This window comes from Vibrio sp. 10N.222.52.B12, assembly GCF_002875385.1.
Classification (GTDB): Bacteria; Pseudomonadota; Gammaproteobacteria; order Enterobacterales; family Vibrionaceae; genus Vibrio; species Vibrio jasicida.
The window spans coordinates 69,405-89,500 of record NZ_MDAW01000135.1; the positions used below are offsets into that span (position 1 = coordinate 69,405).

A 20,096-nucleotide genomic window follows, 5' to 3' on the forward strand; every position below is an offset into this window, starting at 1 on the left:
TTTCATGTAAGCGCTTACATGAGGTGTGCGAATGTAAGGTTCATCACAATTTTATCCGATCTTTTGTATTGCTTTGACGGTTTGTCTGCTGACTAAGCTTGCTTCAAATTGATGCAGGTTTGGTGGCGAATAGCCGTCTTTACTTAAGTTTAGTGCTAATTTCGCTGCATAAGTCGACATTTCGTCAATTGGGTTATGCATGGTGGTCAATCGTGGATAGAGGTAGCGTGCAAGCAACACATCATCAAATCCAACCACGGAAATATCATCTGGCACCGTGAAGCCCTGTTCATGCAAACTTGCCATTAAGCCTGCTGCCATTACGTCGTTAAATGTGACTACCGCAGTGACTCCCGGACAGGATTGAATAAGTTGGCGACCTGCTTCCTCTCCTCCAGACTCACTGAAGTTTTGGTTGATTACCCAACCTGTTGGGATAGCTAAATTGGCTGCATTCATTGCGTCTCGATAACCTTCAAGGCGGTCGGTTCGATCTTCAATGGGTAAGTCACTGGTGACACAGGCGATTTTGCGATGACCTTGCTGAATCAAATATTCGACCGATTTGCGCGCACCGACTCTGTTGTCTACCCAGACAGAACGATTGGAGATTTGTGCAATGGTGCGGTTGAGTAACACCATCGCCGGAAGCTGTGCAGCGTATTGCATCAGCGTGGTGTCATCGAGCATCTTTGAGTGTACGACCATCGCCTCACAGCCCTGACTGATGAGAAAGTCGAGCCCTTCTTTTTCTCGTTGCGCATTGTGCCCACCACTGACTACGACCAACTGACAACCATTGGCACGGGCCACTTCTTCAACGCTTTTGGCGATCAAGGCGAAAAAAGGGTCAGCCAAGTTCCCAGTGAGTAAACCTAGCGTGTTATTGCTGCGGTTTGCTAGCGCTGTTGCTCGCGCATCTCGGCGGTAGTTGAGCTCTTTAATGGCGCGTTCGACTCGCTCTTGCGTTACTGGTTCAACATAACTGGTGCGATTGATAACACGCGAGACTGTTGCCGTAGAGACACCAGCCATGTCCGCGACGTCTTTCATGGTTGCCACTAGATTTCTCCAAGAGAGTAACAGGGTGAATTGAAAGGGAGGATATGAGGCAGAGTGTAGCGGCTATTAATTGTTGGTTATGTTAGTAAGTTCAAAGGATAGAACTTTAGAAAAAAGCGCTCCTATCTTGTTTTATTAATTCAACAAGATAGGAGAAACAAAAAAGCCACGAACCTGACGATATCGGGTGCGTGGCTTCTTTATCTATTAGCCAATCTTTTTATAGGCGACGATATGAGACAAGAAAAGGAGAGAGTATCTCTCGTTGAATCTGATTTTATACTCGTGCTCAGCTTCGGATAATGGAGTCCAACCATTGCCAAAATAATCGTTTATATCGTCAACTGCTTCAGTCTCATCTTTTAAATGTTTTTTGCTCCACTGATAGGTACAGGCTAAAACCAAAACACCATTCGGAGCCGTTGCGTCCATTAATGCTTCCACGACCGTTTTAGGGGAGTCACATTGATCCAGTACATTCAAGCAAAGACTTAAATCATGCTGCTTTGCTACCACGCCGCTTTCAAAAGGTGCTTCGATGAGAGAAAAATTCACATGGTTACACGCTCTGGCTATTGGCGATGCATCAAATGTGAAATGCTTTTGCTCTTTTAAGCTCTTAATATAGTGGAAGTCACACTCTCACCCATCGATCAGTAGCTGTTTCAAGTTTGATAACAAACGATGAGAAGGTTCTACGAGCGTAGCCGAATTGATACTTGGTATGTTGGTTATCAATTCATAACAGTTTCTTCCGAGAGCAGGCCCCACTTCTAATAGGCTTTTAGGAGAAAGGTTTTCACTACCGAGCGCTTCAACAACAAACTGCGCGACGTCTTTCGAGTGGCTTGAAGAGACAAACCAATCTGGGACTGACTTAGACTGACTCTCTAGTGGCTTGCTCACGCCGTTTTGTCGAAGTTTATCAAGCCACTGAATCTCGAAATATGCTGCTAACCCTTTGTGATCGATATAGAAATCTTCCACTTTTACTCCTTTTTGATATTCCGTTATTGAGCGCTAATTTTGCCCCATCGATCAAAGGTGAGTAAATGCTAAATACCAATCATTGAAATTCTGTTTGCCTTTATTCTTTTCATATTTACAATGAGTTAATGTTGTTTTTATGCTGAGCAGATAACTTTCGGAATGTGCCTAAGACCCAACATGGTGCATCCGTCTTCCAAGTAGCTATCGGTGACAACATCAAAGCCGAACTTGCCGTAGTAGTCTCTCAAATGTGCTTGTGCGGATATAAAAATGCTGTCTTTCGGGTAGATCTTTCTTGTGGCATCGAAACTCACTTGCATCAAATGGTTGCCGATGTTTTTCCCTCTGTAATCCTCTGCGACGATAACGCGACCAATACACACGTCATTGGCATCAGAGTTCAGCAAGGGTAAAACATCAACGGGATATCCGAGTTTCGGAGGCATAATACGACTATAAGCCACCAGACGTTCGTTATCATATCCCATCACATGGTAGGTGTCGGGATGGTTATCTTTACCATCCAAATCGCTGTATGGCGTGTTCATGTCCACGATGAAAATATTGACTCTTTGCTGCAAAAAATCGTAAAGCTCTTGAACAGACAGATCTGCGAATTTCTTAATTCTCCATTCGAGCATCATGCTTCCCCTTGTATTATTTTGGGTACAACATAAAGCGTATTTGTGCGCGATTCATTAACCTTTGTTAATTGCTAAGCTCCAGCGTAAACACAGATTTGCTGTTTTGAACGGCTAAAAAGCAAAAGCCCCAATGACTTGGTCGTGGGGCAGATATAGGAAGTGAGAAGCTTTTTCTCTCGAGGAGTCAGAAAGGGAATTAACCCGCAGTCGGACCAACCAAACGCATTTCCCAATCTTCGACTTCACCGGTTTCTAGGCGGCGTTCAACAAGCTTGCCCCACGATTCAACCAATGGAAGTTCTGCCAGTTGGCTTAGCTCTGATTTATCTAGGCAACCAGTAAACACCGCGCCCATGATGCGAGCCAACGACCAGTCTGGGTAAGGTCTTTCGCACAGAATAATTTCGTCACCTGCGCCGATATCGCCTTCTTGCAACACTCGGAAGTACCAGCCCGTTCGAAGTGTGTCTTGCAGTCTTCTAGCCATGTCGTTTTGCTCGAAACGGACGTTGAGTTTCCAGCAAGGCATACGCCCTTGGGATACTTCCAATAAGGTTGAGCCGATGCGGATTTTATCTTTCAAGCAAATGGATTCTTCTGTTACGCCACTTGAGCTTAGGTTTTCACCGAACGCGCCAGCTGATTGGAAAATCGCTTTATCGCCTAACTCTTTCTGCCAAACCGGATAGTGCTCGCTTGGGTAAATATGAAGAGCTTTTTGAATCCCACCATGGAAGCGTGGATCGCCTTGTTCGTCGTTGGTAAAACCCAGTTCTGTTGCATGCTGACGCTGCGGCAGAACCTGTTTGTTAATCGCACTTTTCGCACCATGTGCAAAGGCAACGGTTTTACCTGCTAATACGTTGTTAACTACGCCTAACTTCTTCATATTCTTTCCTTATCGCTAAAACTGATTTGCCAAACGGCGTGAGACAAAATCACGTTATCGCTCACCCAATGATTTGAATACCGGAATCGTTGCCAGTACTTCAATGCGCTTTTCTGTGCTTTTTAAGTAACGCGTTTCGCTATCTGAAACCAACACATGACGTTGATAACCTTCCGCTTTAGGAAACTTGGTTAACACGGTTTCGAGCGATGCTTCACACTTGTCTTGGTTGATGTTATCAATATCGACTTTGAATAAGAGTTGGTTTTCTTTGGATATTTCAACTTGATATCGCATACGTCGCACCTCACGGCTTCATTCACTTTGCCGAGCATGATAGCCTAGTGAACTTGTGTCAGGGTTGGGATGTAAGGACAGTTAATGATGCCAACCCGCCAAATTGATTCTCACTCCGGTGTCATGACCTCGAATGAGATGATGGCTGCCAATCCTCACTCTCCAGCTTTGGTTAAGACCATCGACATGCCGAAAGGTTACATTGATGCGCTGCACCAACACACGTGGCATCAAGTCATTTTCCCGATCAAAGGGCTGTTGCAAACCAAAACCGAGCACTACCAACACCTTGTGCCTCATACCTCTGCGCTGTTTGTACCTGCGGGTATTCAACATGAATCCATCGCGCTAAGCCATACGACATTTGTCGGTATCTATCTAAACCCTAAGTTCGGGACTGAGTACGAGCATCAAGTGAGAACCATCACTCTCACGCCGTTCTTAAACGAGCTGCTACAGGAAATACGCCGCCAATGTGAAGGGTTCGTCAGTGATGAGGAAGTCTCGCGCTTGCTAGGCGTACTGCACGATCAAATCATGAAAGACAACGTGCAGACCTTTCAGTTACTGCTACCAGAAGACAGACGCTTAAAGCTGATATTTGAAGCGCTGACCGACACGCCAGCATTGGGTTGGTCACTCAAACAGTGGGGAGAGAAAGTCGGCGCATCCGAGCGAACTTTGTCGCGCTTGTTCTCCAAAGAGTTCAACACGTCGTTTCAACTTTGGCGACAACAAATTCGGCTGATTTATTCGCTCTCTTTGCTAGATGAAGAGCTCTCGATCCAAAGCATTGCCGATCAAGTGGGGTATCAAAATGACTCTTCCTACATCAAAGCGTTTAAAGCCTATTTTGATGTCACCCCTCAGCAGTTTCGTGTTAATGGTAGAAGGGGATAGCGAGTACAATCTTGTCCACAACATCGGTCTCGTCCATCACACTACTCTAGCGGTAACTGGAATGTACTCTTGATTTCCTTAACTGAGACGTTGGATTGAATGGCGCTGATGCCTTTTACGCGGCGAATGGCACTGATGTGGTCAAAGTATTCGTCCAAGTCTCTCGCCACCACTTGCACCATGTAATCTGCGCTGCCAGCAATGCAGTGACACATTAAGATCCAATCGGTTTCAGCTACAAAGTCTTCAAAAGGTGTGGTGTTTTCTACCTCATGACTGCCTAATGTCACTAGCGTAAAACCAGAGACTTGGAAGCCGAGCTTTTTGCGGTTCAACTTCGCCGCGTAACCCTCAATGTAACCTTCCTCTTCCATCTTTTTCCAGCGTCGCCAGCAGGGCGTTTCACTCAGGTTAACCGTCTCCGCGAGCTTGGAATTACTCATGCGACCATCTTTCTGAATATGGTCAAGAATGGCGAAATCGGTACTATCCAATTCAAAGTTGGTGGATTCTTTCTTTTTCATGATTATTTTAGAAATAGTCTGCTCAAATTGACTTTTATCGTAGCGCAGATAGCAATTTTCTTTCTACCCAAATCGTTAGACTGTTTCCCCATATTCGTTGATTACTTTTTGGGAGAGAGTGCATGAGTGCTCAATTGTTGGCGGCATTTTTGTTGTTTGCCGTTTCTATTTCGTTAACGCCAGGAGCAGGCAACGTCGCGCTGTTAGGTATTTCAAGCCGATATGGTTTTTTTGCGACTGTGCCGTTTGTATTGGGCAATGCAGTCGGGGTGATCATCATGTTGATTGGTGCAAGTGTGGGGCTCGTCAGTTTGTTTACCCATTATCCAGATTTGTACACGGCGCTGAAGTGGATTGGTGCGGCGTACTTGCTGTACTTGGCTTGGTCGATAGCCACTATGGAAATCGACAATAACTCGAATGCGAAAAAATCCGACTTTTTATCTGGAGTTTGGGTGCAAATTCTTAACCCGAAAAGCTGGGTTGCGTCTCTGACGGTGTTCTCTCAATTTGTTTCGCCAAACAATGACTACCTGATTCAAGTGGTGATCATTATCTCTGTGATGGTGGTTACGGGTGTGCTGGGCATGTTTGTATGGGCGTACTTTGGCACCATGTTGAATCGTTTTATTCAGTCTCCACAAAAGGTGGTGCTTGTAAACCGATGCATGGGCAGCAGTCTCGCTTTAGTGGTGGTGTTTATGCTTAGCCAGCCCGTTTAGGTTCTTATCTAATTTGACGTGCGTGCCGAGAAAACGTTATATACCCGTTTCGTTATGGTGCGCCATATTCCCTGTAACAATCCTGTGGTATCCAATGAGCTTAACCAAGACCAACTCGCATAAGACAAACACTCGCGTTAATCAACTGAGCTTTGGTTCGCCAAGTGAATCGTTGGTGTTGGAGCATGTTGATCTAGAGCCACTCGCTTTGGGTAAAGTTCGTGTGCAAATCGAAGCCACAAACATTAATCCAAGTGACCGATTGTCGATTCAGGGAGTAGGGCAGTATCGTCGTACCCATGTACCGCCGCGAGTCCCAGGGTTTGAAGCGGTTGGACGTGTGGTTGAGATAAACGATCCGCGTCAAACCGAATTTCACATCGGGCAAAAGGTGCTGGTGGCACAAAGCGGGACTTGGCAAAGCTATGTCGATGCGCATGCGGAGAATGTCTTTGCAGTGCCGGAAGAGCTTGAGAATGGCTACGCGTGCCAGTTGTATATCAATGCCCTGACGGCTTGGGTGATCACCACTCACGTTGCCAAGTTAGGCCAAGAGGGTGTGGTGATCATCAACGCGGGCAATTCTGCGATTGGTAAGATCTTCGCTCAGTTATCGCACTCACTTGGATTTACTTTAGTTGCGATAAGCTCCGCGCCAGAGCGTTATCCATACGATTCCAATGCAGTGCTAGATTGTAAGCAAGATCTGCAATCTCAAATCGATGTCCGAGACCTGCCTCAACCCAATGTCGCATTCGATGCTATTGGCGGCAAGTTTGGCACCGAACTAATCCAAGTTCTGCTTAGTTCGGGAACGTATATTAATTACGGAACGCTTTCTCTCACCCCTTATGAGCCTGCTTTCTTCGCTTGTATGAAGCAGAACAATATCGACTTCAATACGTTCTTTTTGCGCTATTGGGAAGAGTCGGTTGGTAAGACCGTTCGCAAACAAGTCTTTGCCGAGATGCTAGAACACTTTGTGGAACACCAGATACAACTCGATGTGGATCGCTACCTTCCGTTAGAACAGTTCCAGCGCGCCTTCGAGCTGATAGAAGATGAGTCGGTCACGCTGCAAGGCAAAATCATTCTGACCATGCAGTGACGATATTCACGCAGAGGTTGCTGGGTAAATTGAAAAACAAAAAAAGGATGGCATTCACCATCCCTTTTTGCGTTCTCGTTAGGATTCATCGAGGTGTTTTTAACTCGTGATAATCTCATCCATCAAGCGGTCTACCTGAACGACTACTTGTTCGCTGGCGTCTTCCATGGCGTTAATGGCGGTCACCATGCCAGCCATGTTGCCTGATTTGGCTTGGCTCATCGCTTCACGTCCGCTGTCATGCACGCCTTTATGTGGTTCTTCAAGTAACGCATAGCTTCTTAGGTGGCTATACGCTTTACCGTCACCTCGATAGTACCATTGGCCTAGCCTGCATTCTGAATGGCTATTAACGGTTTCTCCAAACGAGCCTTTTTGCAGTAAGCGATAGATGTTGTTCTTCCAAATTGCGTGGTCGAGCTTGACGGTATCCAAGAAAGCGCGTGTGGAAGCAATATGGATCACTTGCTGCATGTGCTCTGATTTCACGACGACTTCGTTCACGATAGAGCCAATCTGTGCTGAAGATGCTGAAACTTCTTCTGCACACGTTTGGTTTTCATCAATCGAGCTTTTAATTGCATTTACTTGCGTGAGTACTTGATTCACAAGCGAGTCAATCTGTTCACTGGCTTCACTCGCTTTGCCCGCAAGGTTTCTTACCTCGTCGGCTACCACCGCAAATCCGCGTCCTGCTTCACCGGCTCGTGCGGCCTCAATAGCGGCATTTAGAGCAAGCAAGTTGGTTTGGTCAGAAATTTCTTGAATAGTAGATACAAGGAGTGAAATAGAAGTGGCGGTTTTATCTAATATTTGAACTGATTCAATGCTTTGAGAAGCTTGAGTACTGATCTTCACTGCTCGGTTGTCCAGACGAGCGAGAGCTTGGTGTGTTTGCTTAAACATCTCATCTAGTTGTTGCAGTTCTTGGTTCTCGTGCGCCATAGATTGCGCACTCTCCACCATCTCAGTTCGAATGGTTTGGAGCATGTCTCCACCTTTCAAACTGCTCGACATCAACTCATCGCTATTGTGGTGTTCTTGCTGAGCGGAGCGAACAAGTTGTTGCGTCTCTTGGAGCTGATTTTCCAGAGCAGCAACGTCAGTTTGGTACTTTTGTTTGAGGTCTGCTAACTCTTGCTTTAGCGCCTTATTGTCGGCTTTGATTCGTTTTAATCCAAACATAAGTTTTATAAATGTAACATGATGTTAAAAATTGCATGCTAATCGAGTTGAGTATCGAATACACGATCACATTCATATATTTGCTTAGCCGAATCACACTTTTTCAGTAAGGTTTATTTAAACAACAAAAGCCAAGGTCAAACGATGTTGAGCTTGGCTTCTCTGTTAAAAAACGGCGCGAATTTAAGCCGTTATAATTCCTGCATAAGTTGAATGTAATTCCCACAGGTATCATCGAGTACGGCAATCATTACAGGGCCAGCTTCTCTTGGCTCTATAGAGAAAGCCACGCCGAGTTCAGAGAGTCTCACGTATGCTTTCTGCAGATCATCGACCGCAAAGGAAGTCCAAGGAATCCCCGCTTCTTTGAGAGCATTTTGGTACACTTTTGCTGGTCCAAACGCCATCGGTTCTAACAACAATTCAACCCCAGATTGTTCAATCGGAGAAACCACTGTTAACCATTTATGTTCACCGATAGGTACTTCGGTTTTTTTGATGAAGCCAAGAACATTGGTGTAGAAATCGAGGGCTTTGTCCTGATCGTCCACAGGTACGCTGGTTAGGGAAATTCTAATCACGGGTATTTACCTTCGTTGGGTTTGGATGAGGAAAAGATACTGAAAGTGAGGCCCAAAAACTTATTCTAGATTGCTTTTCTGCATTTTTTGAAACGCTTTGGGTGAGTAACCTGTGCTCTTTCTAAAGACACTCGAAAATGTGGTTAAGCTCTCATAGCCAACCTGAAAACAAGTATCCGTGATCGAGTTACCTTCCTTGAGTAGCGCTTTGGCTTTCTTAATCCGCATATCTCTCAAATAGTTTCGTGGCGTCACGCCATACATCTGTTTGAAAATCCGTACATAGTGGAAGCGCGACATAAAGGCGGCTTTGGCTAAGTCGTTTAATTCGATGTTTTCTGAGTGATGCTTTTCCATAAATGCTTTCGATTGCCTGATCAGGAGAAACTGCTTTGGACTCAACGGCATCTCGCTGTATACGCGGTCAATTTCTTGTTCATAGAAGGTCTTTGGGCGAGATGACATCGTATTTCCACATTCTGAAAGCATCGTATTGAGTCTAACACTGCTTCGGCAAGATTGAACAAACGAGTGAGTTAAGTGCTCGACCTTGCGCGAAATACCTTTCATACCTCATCCCAACCTTCTTCCTAAATGTGGATTATTTGGTGGTGATGCGCTCGATCTGATTAAAAATAAATCACTCATTAACGTAAAGAATGTAAATGAGATTAATTATCATTAAGCTCATGTATTATGCTGCGCTCCCTCGTTATTGTTTATAAAATATAAGTAGTATTATGAAACTGAAGTCACTTTCCGCAGCCATCACCTTTGCGATTGCCTCTTTTGCTGCTCACGCTTCTGACGAAAACATCGTCGTTGTCGGTTCTGCTCTTGATCAACTTGTTCAAACTGAAATCAACTCAGAGACATTAGAACAAAAACAAGCGTCTGATATTAAAGACATACTGAACACCATGCCGAGTGTAACGGTTGACGGTAACGCACGTTACTCGCGCAAAGTTTACATCCGCGGTATGGAGGACAAATACTCGGTTGTCACCATTGACGGTGCACGCCAAGAAGGTCAGTTATTCCACCACTCTGGCGATCAGACCTTTGCCCCTGCCATGCTTAAATCTGCTGAAATCACCCTAGGCGGTAACTCTGTACTGTCGGGAGCGGGCGCAATTAACGGCTCATTCAGCTACGAAACGAAAGCATCGGTGCTCGCGTTAAAACGGGGTATCAAACGGCTTACGAACGCTTCACGACGAACGTTGCGGTTTACGCGAAACTGAACGATGAACTCCAACTGATGGGTATTGCGAACTACTCAGATGACGGTGAGTTGTACATTCCGGGTAAAGATGATGTGACTTCTAAGCAAGGTAAGCTGAAGTCTGGCTTGGTGAAAGTGGTGTTCGTACCAAACGACGCGAACGAGTTCAAACTGTCTTACGACACGTACCAAGACGGTGGTAAACGTCAGCTATCGGGTGAGAAGGCGGGTGCACTGTACGCACATGATGAGCACAACTACCACTCGATTAACCGAGATACTGTGACGTTTATGCATCGCTACGACAATGGCAGTGACTTGGTGAATCTAAAGACGAACCTATACTACAACCGTCAGTACATGGATCGTGATGCGCTAACTGAAGAGTATGGCGATTGGAACCAAGTGAATGGCGCTTGGGAATTCACTAAAGACGGTGACTTATCAATTCCTTCGCGTGAGTACAACGTGACGACAATTGGTGGTGACATCCGCAACATCTCTTGGGTTGGCGATCACGAGCTGACTTACGGCTTCGAGGGTTACAAATCAGAGCAGTGGGTTGATTCTGGCCTTGGTCATTACACGTCGGGCTCGAAACTCGGTGAGACGAAGAACTACGACATCGATGGCGGTACAGTAACGGCTTACGGAATCTACGCTCAAGACGCATTCGAAATTAATGACTTCCGTTTTGTGACTGGTCTTCGTTATGACGTACATGAGCTGGGTGGTGTATTTAAAGGTAAATACGACCAGCTGTCACCTAAGTTCCAAGGTGAATACCAAACTACAGATAACCTAAGACTGCGTGTTGGTTACGGTCGTCTATTCAAAGGCGCTTCACTACCTGAAACACTGACGATGAAAGCGGCGGCTGACGTAACTCAGGCAGACACCAAAGCCATGACAGGTAACAACTACGAAGCGGGTTTCGATTACGACATGTCTGGTTTGCTAGTGGCGGATAATGCGATTCTTGGCTTCACTGCATACCAGTACGATCTGGATAACCAAATGCACCCGACCAAGAACAACAGAACCTTGGCTAACCAAAATGATGTAGAAGTTTGGGGTGTAGAAACCGTATTTACTTACAGCATTGAAGATTTTGACCTGTACGCAAACCACTCATACTCTGATGGTGAGCAAACCAGTCTAGAAAGCGGCAAGACGAGCCACATGAACAAGACGGGTATTCACAATATCAAGGCGGGCTTTAAGTACGACGTAACCAGTGAAGTGGTGTTCGGTTGGGATTCACGCTTCGTTCCGGGTAACGACTACACAGACGAAGATGGCGAGAAAGTTGAACGCCCTGGTTTCGCAACGCATAACCTATGGGCAGTGTACGTACCAGACTTTGCGAAAGACCTGTCAGTTAACCTAGCGGTCGACAACGTGTTCAACAAGCTATACTCAGAGCACACAGGTTTTGGTATCTCTTGGGGTTCAGTGAAATACACCAGCTACGAAGTGGGTCGTAACTTTAAAGCGTCTGTGGCTTACAGCTTCTAATCACGCTTAACTAAATCACTCCAAAAAAAACAAAACCCCGATAATTGGTGATCAACTATCGGGGTTCTTTTTATCTCACTTTGCCTATCAAGGTGGAACGAGCATTATTTGGTATGAAAAATCTGCTCAGTCTCTAGCGACGTCATTGCGCGAACTTGGCGCCAGATGTAGTAGAAAATACCAAACATCATCAACATGCTCGGAATCGCAATCATTGGGTAGCTGTACAGCGTTAGTTTACCCAACTCTTCATTGAACGCTGCTGTACCTGCTGGGCTGGTTACAATCCACGTTGCTAAGAAATAGTTCATTGCTGATGAGAATGCGAATGTGCTGGCGAACAGGTAGTTTGAAGACATCAAGCAGCGCTCGAACGCTTGAGTTTTTCCGTTTTGTACCAAACGCTCGTTAATCAGCGGTAGGTTCAAAATCGTGTCATTCAACAGCATCTTCTGCATAAGCGGGTAGCGAGTGAAGGTTGAGCCCAACACAGCAAGACCAATCAAACCTGGGATTAAGGCTTCTTTCAATGCCAACCAGCGCGTGTCTAGTTCTAACAAACCGATACCGCCGGTTAATAGCACGCTGATAAAACCAAGTGCAGAGATGAAGTTAAACTTCTTGTTGCGGATAAGATCCATGCCGCCGTACACCAAAGGGAACATCAAAGCGACAACCAGTGCCAATGCTGTACCTAGGTGCTCTTCACCACTGAACTTCATCAAAATGAATGAAGGAATGATGACGTTAAACAGGATCTCGAATAATGGATTCGACTTTTTCGCCGTGGTGTTACTCATAACTTTACTGACTCTACTATGTCGGCTGAATTTTACTTTGGGGGAAGTGTTCTACTCCTTGCGCCAGATGTAAAGCCTTAAAGCCCCGAGTTGTGTAACGACTTATGAAATGAACAGTGAATGAGCTCTAATTGAACATGGTTTATGGTGTGTGTTGGGTAGGTCGATGGAGCCTACCTAAATCTGATAGGCCTTGTCATTTCTTGTATTTGAGGCTTACTGATGCGCTTCTTTAATAACACTTAACCCTTTGTCTATCAGCTCTTGTGTTACGACTTCTGATAAGTTGGAGTCCGTTATGATTCCATCCAATTTCTCGATATTAAATGCGTGAAAGCTAGCGATACGGCCGTATTTGGTGGAGTCAGAAACAAGGTAGTTGGTTTGTGCCGCTTTGACGATGGCCTTTTTCACAAGGACTTTGTTTTCGTTTGGCGTTGATAAACCTTTTAAGCTCCAAGAAGATGTTGAGATAAAGGCAATATCAATGTTTAAGCCGTTCAAGAACTCAGCAACTTTTCCTCCAACAGTGGATTGGTTCTCCCGATCAATTTTGCCCCCTGTATGGTAAAGCTCACATTGACTGTGCGTCATTAGGAAAGCGGCGATAGAAAAGTCATTGGTGATCACTAATAGATCGTCACGATCCGCGATTTGATGGGCGATCTCTAGAGAAGTAGTTCCCGCATCCAAGTAAATCGTAGCGTCTTCGCCAATTAACGTGGCTGCAAGTTTGCCGATTTGAACCTTCTCATCCGCTTGTTGTTCGACTTTAGCGTCATGGGAAAGCTCAGAATGTAAAGCCTGAGCCAGTTGCACTCCACCAGAAACAGAAACGACTTTACCTGAGGATTCCAGTTTCACGATGTCACGGCGAATGGTCATATGTGATACGCCAAGGTGGTCGGTTAAATCTGAAATGCTTAACACTTCTTGGTGTGATAACAGGGACAAGATGGTTCTTTGACGTTCTGCTGGGATCATGATTTCACTTCTATATTCTTGTTTTTCAGTATCCTACCAACCTTTTCGCTCTTTGTGAATATCTGTGAATATATGTTCTCAACCTAATAAGCCTTGCCCTCCCTTGTGTTAACTGGTCAGGTTATCTCTGCCCATAAAGGGGTAAATATCACAGCGTTGTTAATTTGTGTGAAAAAATGTGATTCAAAGCGAAGTCTTGGGTTTGTGCTTCACATATAATCACACCAACTAAACAAGAATTAACAAAATTCAATTTACCAAGAAGGTGTTGTTGTTATGAGCGAAGTTCAATCTGTCGGTGTTATCGGTTTAGGCTCTATGGGAATGGGCGCGGCGAAGTCATGTGTGCGTGCGGGCCTTGATGTATATGGTTTCGACCTGAATCCTAGTGCTTTAGAAGAGCTAGGTGCATTTGGCGCGAAAGCCGTTTCTACCAATGCAGTCGAGTTTGCCGATCAACTTAATTCTGTGTTGGTTTTGGTTGTGAATGCGGCGCAAGTTAACACCGTATTGTTCAAAACAGGCCTTGCGGCTGCGCTCAAACCCAATACGCCTGTCATGGTATCAGCAACTATCTCGGCAGAAGACGCCAAGCAAATTGAAGCCAAATTGGCTGAGAACGATCTTGTGATGCTTGATGCTCCAGTGTCTGGCGGCGCAGTAAAAGCAGAAGCTGGCGAGATGACTATTATGGCGTCGGGTGCACAAAGCACATTTGATGCGCTGGAGCCTGTATTGAGCGCAACGGCTGCCAAGGTATACAACATTGGTGAAGCTGTAGGTCTTGGTGCGACAGTGAAAATCATTCACCAACTGCTTGCGGGTGTGCACATTGCAGCAGGTGCAGAAGCGATGGCGCTTGCCGCTCGTGCAAACATTCCATTGGATTTGATGTACGACGTGGTGACCAATGCCGCGGGTAATTCTTGGATGTTTGAGAACCGCATGAAGCATGTCGTCGACGGTGACTACTCACCGAAATCAATGGTCGATATCTTCGTTAAAGACCTAAACCTTGTGTCAGATACCGCGAAAGAGCTGAAATTCCCTCTACCACTTTCCAGTGCCGCTCTAAACATGTTTGTGAGCGCAAGCAATGCTGGTTTTGGTCAGGAAGACGATAGTGCCGTTATCAAAATCTTTAACGGAATTGAGCTTCCTGGTGTGGAAAGCAAAGACAAATAAGCGCAAGTAAAGTGGAGAAGTAATTATGTTATTAGGTGTTATTGCAGACGACTTTACTGGCGCGACTGATATTGCCGGATTCCTTGTAGAAAATGGCATGCGCACCGTGCAGCTTAACGGCATTCCGAAGCAACAGGTTGATATCAATGCCGACGCGATTGTGATCAGTCTTAAGTCTCGCTCTTGCCCTGTCGGTGAAGCAATCAACGATTCGGTGGCAGCGCTAAAATGGCTGCAAGACAATGGCTGTCAGCAGTTTTATTTCAAATACTGTTCAACCTTCGACAGCACAGCTGAAGGTAATATTGGTCCTGTTACTGACGCGTTGCTTGCCGAGTTAAAAGAGGATTTCACCATTGTTTGCCCTGCATTGCCGGTTAATGGCCGCACGGTTTACAACGGCCACCTATTTGTTTTCCAAGATTTGCTCAGTGATTCTGGTATGCGTAACCACCCAGTGACGCCAATGACAGATTCTAGCTTGATTCGCATGATGGATGCGCAGTCACAAGGCTCATCTGGTTTGGTGAATTTCCAAGTGATTGAGCAAGGCTCCCAAGCGGTGTCTGAGCGATTTGAAACCCTTAAACAACAAGGTGTTCGCTATGCCGTTGTCGATGCATTCAATGCCGATCATCTTGTGACCCTCGGTCAGGCAGCGAAATCTCTCAAACTGGTTACCGGTGGTTCTGGCCTTGCTGCGGGGATTGCTAAGAACTGGGCAGAACATCTTGCCGATCAAAGCGATGCTAAGAAAGCAGGCAACCCAACCAAGGCGCCGACGGTGGTGTTTTCTGGCTCATGTTCTGTGATGACCAATCAACAAGTTGCCGTTTACAAACAACAAGCACCTCACTTCGCGATTGATGTGAAAGCCTGCCTTACCGATGAAGCGTACTCAAATCACGTATTTGATTGGGTTATGACCAACATCGACAGTGAATTTGCTCCGCTGGTTTACGCAACCGCAGAGGCAACGGCTCTAAAAGCCATTCAAGAAGAGTTTGGCGCACAAGCCTCTAGTCATGCCGTTGAGCAGTTCTTCAGCAAGTTGGCTATCAAACTGCAGCAACACGGTGTGAAGAACTTCATCGTTGCTGGTGGTGAAACATCTGGCGTTGTTACGCAAAGCCTCGCGGTAACAGGGTTCCATATCGGCCCTCAAATTGCGCCAGGCGTGCCTTGGGTGAAATCCGTTGATGGCGAACTTTCACTGGCGCTGAAATCTGGCAACTTTGGTGATGAGCATTTCTTTACTAAAGCTCAGTCGCTTTTTGAATAACAGGAGTTGTGATGAATAAAGACTTAATGACAGAGCAGCAACTGCGAGATCAAATGGTGACCATGGCTCGCTCTATGTTTGAGCGCGGCTACGCGACGGGCGGTGCTGGTAACTTGTCTGTGAAATTACCGAATGGTCATTTTTTGGCAACGCCGACGGGTTCCTCGTTTGGGCGCTTAGTGGCAGAAGAGCTGTCTGTAGTGGATATCGATGGCAACCATATCTCGGGTAAAAAGCCGTCGAAAGAAGTGGCATTTCACTTAGCCATTTACCGCAATAATTCGCAATGCAACGCCATCGTGCACTTGCACTCAACGTATCTAACGGCGTTATCTTGCCTTGAAGAGTTAGACCGCGCCAATGCCATCAAAGCATTCACACCTTACTTTGTGATGCGCATTGGTGAGCTACCAGTGATCCCTTACCTACGTCCGGGGGATCCACAAATTGCAGAAGAACTCGCACAACGTGCTGGTGATTATCGTGCTTTTTTACTGGCTAACCATGGCCCGGTAATTACAGGCATAGACTTTGAAGATGCAGTAGACAACGCTGAAGAGCTGGAAGAAACCGCAAAATTGGCGTTCATTCTTAAAGACAGCAACATTCGTTACCTAACGGATGCCGAGGTTCAAGACCTAAAAGGGAGAGGTAAATAATGGCTAAGTTCGCAGCAAACCTAACCATGTTATTCACAGAAGTGCCGTTTTTAGAGCGTTTTGAGAAAGCACATCAAGCGGGATTCAAAGCGGTAGAGTACCTCTTCCCATACGCATTCGAGGCGCAAGAGCTGGCCAATAAGATGGAACAGTTCGGATTTGAACAAGCGCTTTTCAATATGCCTCCGGGTGATTGGGATGCTGGCGAACGTGGCTTCGCCGCGATTCCGGGCCGTGAGGATGAGTTTAAGGCGAGCGTTGAGACGGCACTGATGTACGCCAAGGCACTGAAGTGTAAAAAGGTTCACGCTATGTCTGGCATTGTTGATTCACGCTTCACTCGTGATCAGCATATTGAAACCTTCATCTCAAACATTCGTTATGCAGCGGATAAGTTTGCCGAGCAAGGTGTTGAGCTGATGATTGAGCCACTCAACAATCGCGACGTGCCGAACTACTTTGTCGCCCATCAACGCGAAGCGGTCGAGTTGATTAAGCAAGTGGATCGTCCAAACGTCAAACTGCAACTCGACCTTTACCACGCTCAAATTATGGATGGCGACTTAAGCACATTAATCCGTGAAGTCGCTCCTTACACCGGCCACATTCAAATCGCCTCAGTGCCTGAAAGACACGAACCGTCAGAAGGTGAGTTGAACTACCCACACCTGTTCAACGTGTTGGATGACTCAGGTTATCAAGGCTGGATCGGCTGCGAATACAACCCAAGACACAGCACAGAAGAAGGTCTTGGTTGGGTTCACCCTTACCTCTAATAAAAATACTTATAACAATTTCAGTTACTTGCGCAACAACGTGTACTAGGTGATGAGAGCTCATCGCCTAGCTGTACGTACCCTACAGAGTCAGAAATAAAAGGAACATAAAAATGGATGGAGCATTAATCGGCATTGTCATCGGTATTCTTGCCATGATGGGAATGATCATAAAAACACGTATTCCTGTCGCATTGGCAATGGTTATTGCGAGCATCATCATGGGTCTATTTGCAGGCATGGCGCCAACAGAACTCATTGATGCTATTAAAGCGGGCTTCGGCGGCGTGCTAGGCGGAATCGGTTTGATCATTGCCTTCGGTGTCATCATGGGCGCGTGTTTTGAACGTTCTGGTGCTGCTGTCCGCATGGCGAAAACCTTCGTTAAGATCTGTGGTAAAGGCCGTGAAGATCTAGCACTTGGGTTCACTGGTGTGCTGGTGGCAATTCCAGTTTTTTGTGACTCTGCGTACATCATTTTGCACTCTCTTGTTCGCGCAATTTCACGAGATACGGGTAAATCTGCCGTTGGTCTTGGTGTGACGCTCGCACTTGGTCTGCTTATCACTCACGCACTTGTGCCGCCAACACCGGGCCCTGTTGCGGTAGCCGGTATTCTTGGTGTCGACCTAGGTGAGTACATGCTGTGGGGGCTAATGGTATCTGTACCTATGATGCTGCTATCGATGATTTACATCCGCCGTGTGGGTAATGAATACTACCGCGTACCAAATGGTGATGGTTGGATCACTAACCAAGCGGATTGGGCAAACTTAGAAAAAGTAGAAGCAACGGACGACAAAGAGCTGCCAAGTAACTTCCTTTCTTTTGGTCCAATTCTTGTTCCGATTGCACTTATCCTTATCAACACTTTAGTTGGTTCAGGAGACACATTCCTTCATGCAGCGCTGTCGCTGCTTGGTAACCCAGTTGTTGCTGTAGGCCTTGGTGTATTAATGGCGTTGTACGGTCTTACTCGCAATATCGAACGTAAAGACATGGTTGGTTCGATGGACGATGCGCTATCAACAACGGGTCTTATCCTAGTGGTAACGGGCTGTGGTGGCGCAATGGGCGCGGTACTTAAAGCGTCTGGCGCTGGTCCACAAGTGGCAGAAGCTATCGCTAGCAGCGGTATCCCACCACTACTTGTGCCATTGGCTATCGCGTCTATGCTTCGATTGATTCAAGGCTCGGCTACAGCATCGATGATGGTTGCTGCGACAATGACGTTACCTCTAGTCGAAACATTAGGTCTGGATCCTGTATTCGTGGCATTGGCGTGTGCGGTTGGCCCGGTTGGTTTCTCACACCTTAATGACTCTTACTTCCACATCATCAACCGCACGCTAGGTATTACAGAGTTGGCAGACCAAATTAAAATCTGGTCAGTATCGTCAACCGTGGCGTGGGCGATTGGTGCATCGATCATCATGGCGCTAAACCTAGTCTTTGGTAAGGGTGGCACGCTCATCGACCCACTGGTACCAATCTTAGTGCTTGCGGCCGTCATCGTTTGGATGAAGTCAAAAAGCAATAAGGCAGCGAAGCCTGAATTAGCCGCTAGCTAATCACTCGCTCAAGGTAAAATGTTCAAAGCCCCTAGCTGAAAAGTTAGGGGCTTTTGGGTATCTAAGACGCTGCTCTTTCTTGAAAAAAGAGAGATAAAAGTTAGAACTTAACTTGTCGAGTTACGCAGTTTTGGATCATCGGTCAGGTATTCTACAAACTCGATTTCAAAACCGGCAGGGTCAACAAAATAGACGTTCTTTCGGTATGGCTCATCCGCGCCGGATTGGGCGATTGAGTAGCCCGCTTTAACCAGTCTTTTCGTCACAGCGTCAACGTTATTGGTCACATAAGCGAAATGCGCCAACCCAACTTGATGAGCATCTAAATCGCGATTGTTGCCTTCGCCGTGGTCACTCAACGCAATGTATTGGTACTCATCGCCAAAGTGCAGCCAGTTTCTGTGCTTGCCGCTCCATGTACCTTCCCCTTCATCACGCACATACCAATGCGGAAAGGCCACTTGGTAAAACTTCAGCATTTCAGGGATGTCTTTTACCACTAAGTTCACGTGTTCTAGCTGGATCATGGTGTGCTCCTTTTTGTCATTTTCTAGCCAACGATGAACATGCTAAAACCTCAGGTTAAGTTTAGGTAAAGGGCTTTTTTGGAATTTTTTATATGAGCTTCTTGAAGCTTTATAGAAAGGGAGGTTAGGTGGGGTTGGTGGTTTGAAGCTGAATGTTGGGTTATGTGCTTGCAACCCCCTCCAACTCCCCCTTTTCTCGACTTGGTTTGCCAAGCATTTGAATGCGGCTATCAAGGGGGAGGGCATTCTTTGCTGCTGTGAACTCAGGCTTTCACAACGTCATTCTGAAGGAACCTAAGCGAGTATTCAGAATCTACTTTCAGCGCGTTGTTATGCCAGTGGTGTGAATTGAATTGTCCGCGAATGCAGAACCAGTCCCTCCCCTTTGATCTCGGAGTGTTGAGAGCTTCGAAGTTTGATACAAGGGGAGGTTAGGTGGGGTTGTTGGTTTGAGGTTGAATGCTGGGTTATGTGCTTGCACCCTTCTTTCACCTTTTGTTTGTTCGTGTTCTTGCTAATCATTTTCGATCGAGTTTGTTATGAGTAGATTCCCAGTCTCACCTAGGTTCGCGGGAATGACGGAAAGAGTAGCGCTAAACGAACAGCGTCATTCTGAAGGAGCCTAAGCGAGTATTCAGAATCTACTTTCAGTGTGTTGTTATGTTGC

21 protein-coding genes and 1 pseudogene are annotated in these 20,096 nt (G+C 46.1%); 9 read left to right on the forward strand and 13 right to left on the reverse strand.

All coding sequences use genetic code 11. The features are described 5' to 3' along the window. Positions 1–51: 51 nt before the first annotated feature. The 6 genes from BCT11_RS18790 to BCT11_RS18810 all read right to left on the reverse strand — a co-directional run bounded on the left by BCT11_RS18790 (position 52) and on the right by BCT11_RS18810 (position 3,882). The gene (locus BCT11_RS18790; protein ID WP_038871463.1) at positions 52–1,062 is read right to left on the reverse strand and encodes a LacI family DNA-binding transcriptional regulator; all 1,011 of its coding nucleotides are present in this window, start codon (positions 1,060–1,062) and stop codon (positions 52–54) included. Between the two features lie 207 nt (positions 1,063–1,269). Beyond that, entirely contained in the window at positions 1,270–1,617 is a 348-nt protein-coding gene (locus tag BCT11_RS28400) for a methyltransferase-like protein 9 (RefSeq protein ID WP_241909035.1), read from the reverse strand. An 87-nt stretch (positions 1,618–1,704) separates the two neighbouring features. After that, a complete protein-coding gene (locus BCT11_RS28405; protein ID WP_241909036.1) occupies positions 1,705–2,049 on the reverse strand; it encodes a hypothetical protein in 345 nt (114 codons plus the stop codon). Between the two features lie 137 nt (positions 2,050–2,186). Further along, positions 2,187–2,693: a GNAT family N-acetyltransferase gene (locus BCT11_RS18800; RefSeq protein ID WP_102388961.1), complete on the reverse strand. Its 507-nt coding sequence runs from the start codon at positions 2,691–2,693 to the stop codon at positions 2,187–2,189. A 199-nt stretch (positions 2,694–2,892) separates the two neighbouring features. Continuing rightward, on the reverse strand, positions 2,893–3,585 hold the full coding sequence (locus BCT11_RS18805) for an MOSC domain-containing protein (protein WP_102388962.1): 693 nt from the start codon (positions 3,583–3,585) through the stop codon (positions 2,893–2,895). Positions 3,586–3,639: 54 nt separating this feature from the next. Beyond that, positions 3,640–3,882 (reverse strand): hypothetical protein, encoded by a 243-nt coding sequence (locus tag BCT11_RS18810; protein ID WP_045421480.1) that lies wholly within the window; start codon positions 3,880–3,882, stop codon positions 3,640–3,642. An 84-nt stretch (positions 3,883–3,966) separates the two neighbouring features. Here BCT11_RS18810 and BCT11_RS18815 point away from each other — a divergent pair, with 84 nt between their 5' ends. Next, a complete protein-coding gene (locus tag BCT11_RS18815) occupies positions 3,967–4,782 on the forward strand; it encodes a helix-turn-helix transcriptional regulator (protein ID WP_102388963.1) in 816 nt (271 codons plus the stop codon). Positions 4,783–4,823: 41 nt separating this feature from the next. On the opposite strand, the gene BCT11_RS18820 is transcribed toward BCT11_RS18815, so the two are convergent. After that, positions 4,824–5,306: an Lrp/AsnC family transcriptional regulator gene (locus tag BCT11_RS18820; protein WP_005434199.1), complete on the reverse strand. Its 483-nt coding sequence runs from the start codon at positions 5,304–5,306 to the stop codon at positions 4,824–4,826. A 122-nt stretch (positions 5,307–5,428) separates the two neighbouring features. Between BCT11_RS18820 and BCT11_RS18825 the strand changes: the two genes are divergently transcribed. Together BCT11_RS18825 and BCT11_RS18830 are read left to right on the forward strand one after the other, a co-directional pair. Further along, the gene (locus BCT11_RS18825) at positions 5,429–6,028 is read left to right on the forward strand and encodes a LysE family translocator (RefSeq protein WP_102388964.1); all 600 of its coding nucleotides are present in this window, start codon (positions 5,429–5,431) and stop codon (positions 6,026–6,028) included. Between the two features lie 94 nt (positions 6,029–6,122). Then, positions 6,123–7,136 (forward strand): zinc-dependent alcohol dehydrogenase family protein, encoded by a 1,014-nt coding sequence (locus tag BCT11_RS18830; RefSeq protein WP_102388965.1) that lies wholly within the window; start codon positions 6,123–6,125, stop codon positions 7,134–7,136. 99 nt (positions 7,137–7,235) lie between these two features. On the opposite strand, the gene BCT11_RS18835 is transcribed toward BCT11_RS18830, so the two are convergent. From BCT11_RS18835 to BCT11_RS18845, 3 genes are all read right to left on the reverse strand, one after another. Next, the gene (locus BCT11_RS18835; RefSeq protein ID WP_102388966.1) at positions 7,236–8,321 is read right to left on the reverse strand and encodes a methyl-accepting chemotaxis protein; all 1,086 of its coding nucleotides are present in this window, start codon (positions 8,319–8,321) and stop codon (positions 7,236–7,238) included. Positions 8,322–8,512: 191 nt separating this feature from the next. Further along, positions 8,513–8,902, reverse strand: a complete 390-nt coding sequence (locus tag BCT11_RS18840) for a VOC family protein (RefSeq protein ID WP_102388967.1) — start codon at positions 8,900–8,902, stop codon at positions 8,513–8,515. A gap of 60 nt (positions 8,903–8,962) precedes the next feature. Continuing rightward, positions 8,963–9,367, reverse strand: a complete 405-nt coding sequence (locus tag BCT11_RS18845; RefSeq protein ID WP_102388968.1) for an AraC family transcriptional regulator — start codon at positions 9,365–9,367, stop codon at positions 8,963–8,965. A gap of 275 nt (positions 9,368–9,642) precedes the next feature. Here BCT11_RS18845 and BCT11_RS18850 point away from each other — a divergent pair. Further along, positions 9,643–11,645 (forward strand): annotated as a pseudogene (locus BCT11_RS18850) (TonB-dependent receptor). 104 nt (positions 11,646–11,749) lie between these two features. Here the strand turns inward: BCT11_RS18850 and BCT11_RS18855 are convergent. Together BCT11_RS18855 and BCT11_RS18860 are read right to left on the reverse strand one after the other, a co-directional pair. After that, the gene (locus BCT11_RS18855; RefSeq protein WP_038871427.1) at positions 11,750–12,445 is read right to left on the reverse strand and encodes a VC0807 family protein; all 696 of its coding nucleotides are present in this window, start codon (positions 12,443–12,445) and stop codon (positions 11,750–11,752) included. A gap of 216 nt (positions 12,446–12,661) precedes the next feature. Beyond that, on the reverse strand, positions 12,662–13,429 hold the full coding sequence (locus BCT11_RS18860; protein ID WP_102388969.1) for a DeoR/GlpR family DNA-binding transcription regulator: 768 nt from the start codon (positions 13,427–13,429) through the stop codon (positions 12,662–12,664). Positions 13,430–13,705: 276 nt separating this feature from the next. Here BCT11_RS18860 and ltnD point away from each other — a divergent pair, with 276 nt between their 5' ends. From ltnD to BCT11_RS18885, 5 genes are all read left to right on the forward strand, one after another. Further along, a complete protein-coding gene (gene ltnD, locus BCT11_RS18865; protein ID WP_102388970.1) occupies positions 13,706–14,614 on the forward strand; it encodes an L-threonate dehydrogenase in 909 nt (302 codons plus the stop codon). A 25-nt stretch (positions 14,615–14,639) separates the two neighbouring features. Continuing rightward, on the forward strand, positions 14,640–15,896 hold the full coding sequence (gene otnK / locus BCT11_RS18870; RefSeq protein ID WP_102388971.1) for a 3-oxo-tetronate kinase: 1,257 nt from the start codon (positions 14,640–14,642) through the stop codon (positions 15,894–15,896). 11 nt (positions 15,897–15,907) lie between these two features. After that, entirely contained in the window at positions 15,908–16,555 is a 648-nt protein-coding gene (locus tag BCT11_RS18875) for an aldolase (RefSeq protein WP_181136977.1), read from the forward strand. Beyond that, positions 16,555–17,331 (forward strand): 2-oxo-tetronate isomerase, encoded by a 777-nt coding sequence (otnI, locus tag BCT11_RS18880; protein ID WP_038871419.1) that lies wholly within the window; start codon positions 16,555–16,557, stop codon positions 17,329–17,331. The genes BCT11_RS18875 and otnI overlap by 1 nt, the downstream gene beginning before the upstream one ends. Positions 17,332–17,444: 113 nt before the next feature. Beyond that, positions 17,445–18,902 carry a TRAP transporter large permease subunit gene (locus BCT11_RS18885; RefSeq protein WP_038879817.1) on the forward strand — a complete coding sequence of 486 codons (1,458 nt, stop codon included), beginning with the start codon at positions 17,445–17,447 and terminating at the stop codon, positions 18,900–18,902. A 107-nt stretch (positions 18,903–19,009) separates the two neighbouring features. Here the strand turns inward: BCT11_RS18885 and BCT11_RS18890 are convergent, their stop codons facing one another. After that, on the reverse strand, positions 19,010–19,429 hold the full coding sequence (locus BCT11_RS18890) for a VOC family protein (protein ID WP_045421504.1): 420 nt from the start codon (positions 19,427–19,429) through the stop codon (positions 19,010–19,012). Positions 19,430–20,096 lie beyond the last annotated feature (667 nt).

Coding starts and splice junctions, on each gene's coding strand:
- BCT11_RS18855 (WP_038871427.1), bottom strand. CDS start 12,445: ATGAGTAACACCACGGCGAAAAAGTCGAATCCATTATTCGAGATCCTG.
- BCT11_RS18835 (WP_102388966.1), bottom strand. CDS start 8,321: ATGTTTGGATTAAAACGAATCAAAGCCGACAATAAGGCGCTAAAGCAA.
- BCT11_RS18820 (WP_005434199.1), bottom strand. CDS start 5,306: ATGAAAAAGAAAGAATCCACCAACTTTGAATTGGATAGTACCGATTTC.
- BCT11_RS18875 (WP_181136977.1), top strand. CDS start 15,908: ATGAATAAAGACTTAATGACAGAGCAGCAACTGCGAGATCAAATGGTG.
- BCT11_RS18830 (WP_102388965.1), top strand. CDS start 6,123: ATGAGCTTAACCAAGACCAACTCGCATAAGACAAACACTCGCGTTAAT.
- BCT11_RS18800 (WP_102388961.1), bottom strand. CDS start 2,693: ATGCTCGAATGGAGAATTAAGAAATTCGCAGATCTGTCTGTTCAAGAG.
- BCT11_RS18845 (WP_102388968.1), bottom strand. CDS start 9,367: ATGTCATCTCGCCCAAAGACCTTCTATGAACAAGAAATTGACCGCGTA.
- BCT11_RS18860 (WP_102388969.1), bottom strand. CDS start 13,429: ATGATCCCAGCAGAACGTCAAAGAACCATCTTGTCCCTGTTATCACAC.
- BCT11_RS18885 (WP_038879817.1), top strand. CDS start 17,445: ATGGATGGAGCATTAATCGGCATTGTCATCGGTATTCTTGCCATGATG.
- BCT11_RS18810 (WP_045421480.1), bottom strand. CDS start 3,882: ATGCGATATCAAGTTGAAATATCCAAAGAAAACCAACTCTTATTCAAA.
- BCT11_RS18805 (WP_102388962.1), bottom strand. CDS start 3,585: ATGAAGAAGTTAGGCGTAGTTAACAACGTATTAGCAGGTAAAACCGTT.
- BCT11_RS18825 (WP_102388964.1), top strand. CDS start 5,429: ATGAGTGCTCAATTGTTGGCGGCATTTTTGTTGTTTGCCGTTTCTATT.
- ltnD (WP_102388970.1), top strand. CDS start 13,706: ATGAGCGAAGTTCAATCTGTCGGTGTTATCGGTTTAGGCTCTATGGGA.
- BCT11_RS18890 (WP_045421504.1), bottom strand. CDS start 19,429: ATGATCCAGCTAGAACACGTGAACTTAGTGGTAAAAGACATCCCTGAA.
- BCT11_RS18815 (WP_102388963.1), top strand. CDS start 3,967: ATGATGCCAACCCGCCAAATTGATTCTCACTCCGGTGTCATGACCTCG.
- otnI (WP_038871419.1), top strand. CDS start 16,555: ATGGCTAAGTTCGCAGCAAACCTAACCATGTTATTCACAGAAGTGCCG.
- otnK (WP_102388971.1), top strand. CDS start 14,640: ATGTTATTAGGTGTTATTGCAGACGACTTTACTGGCGCGACTGATATT.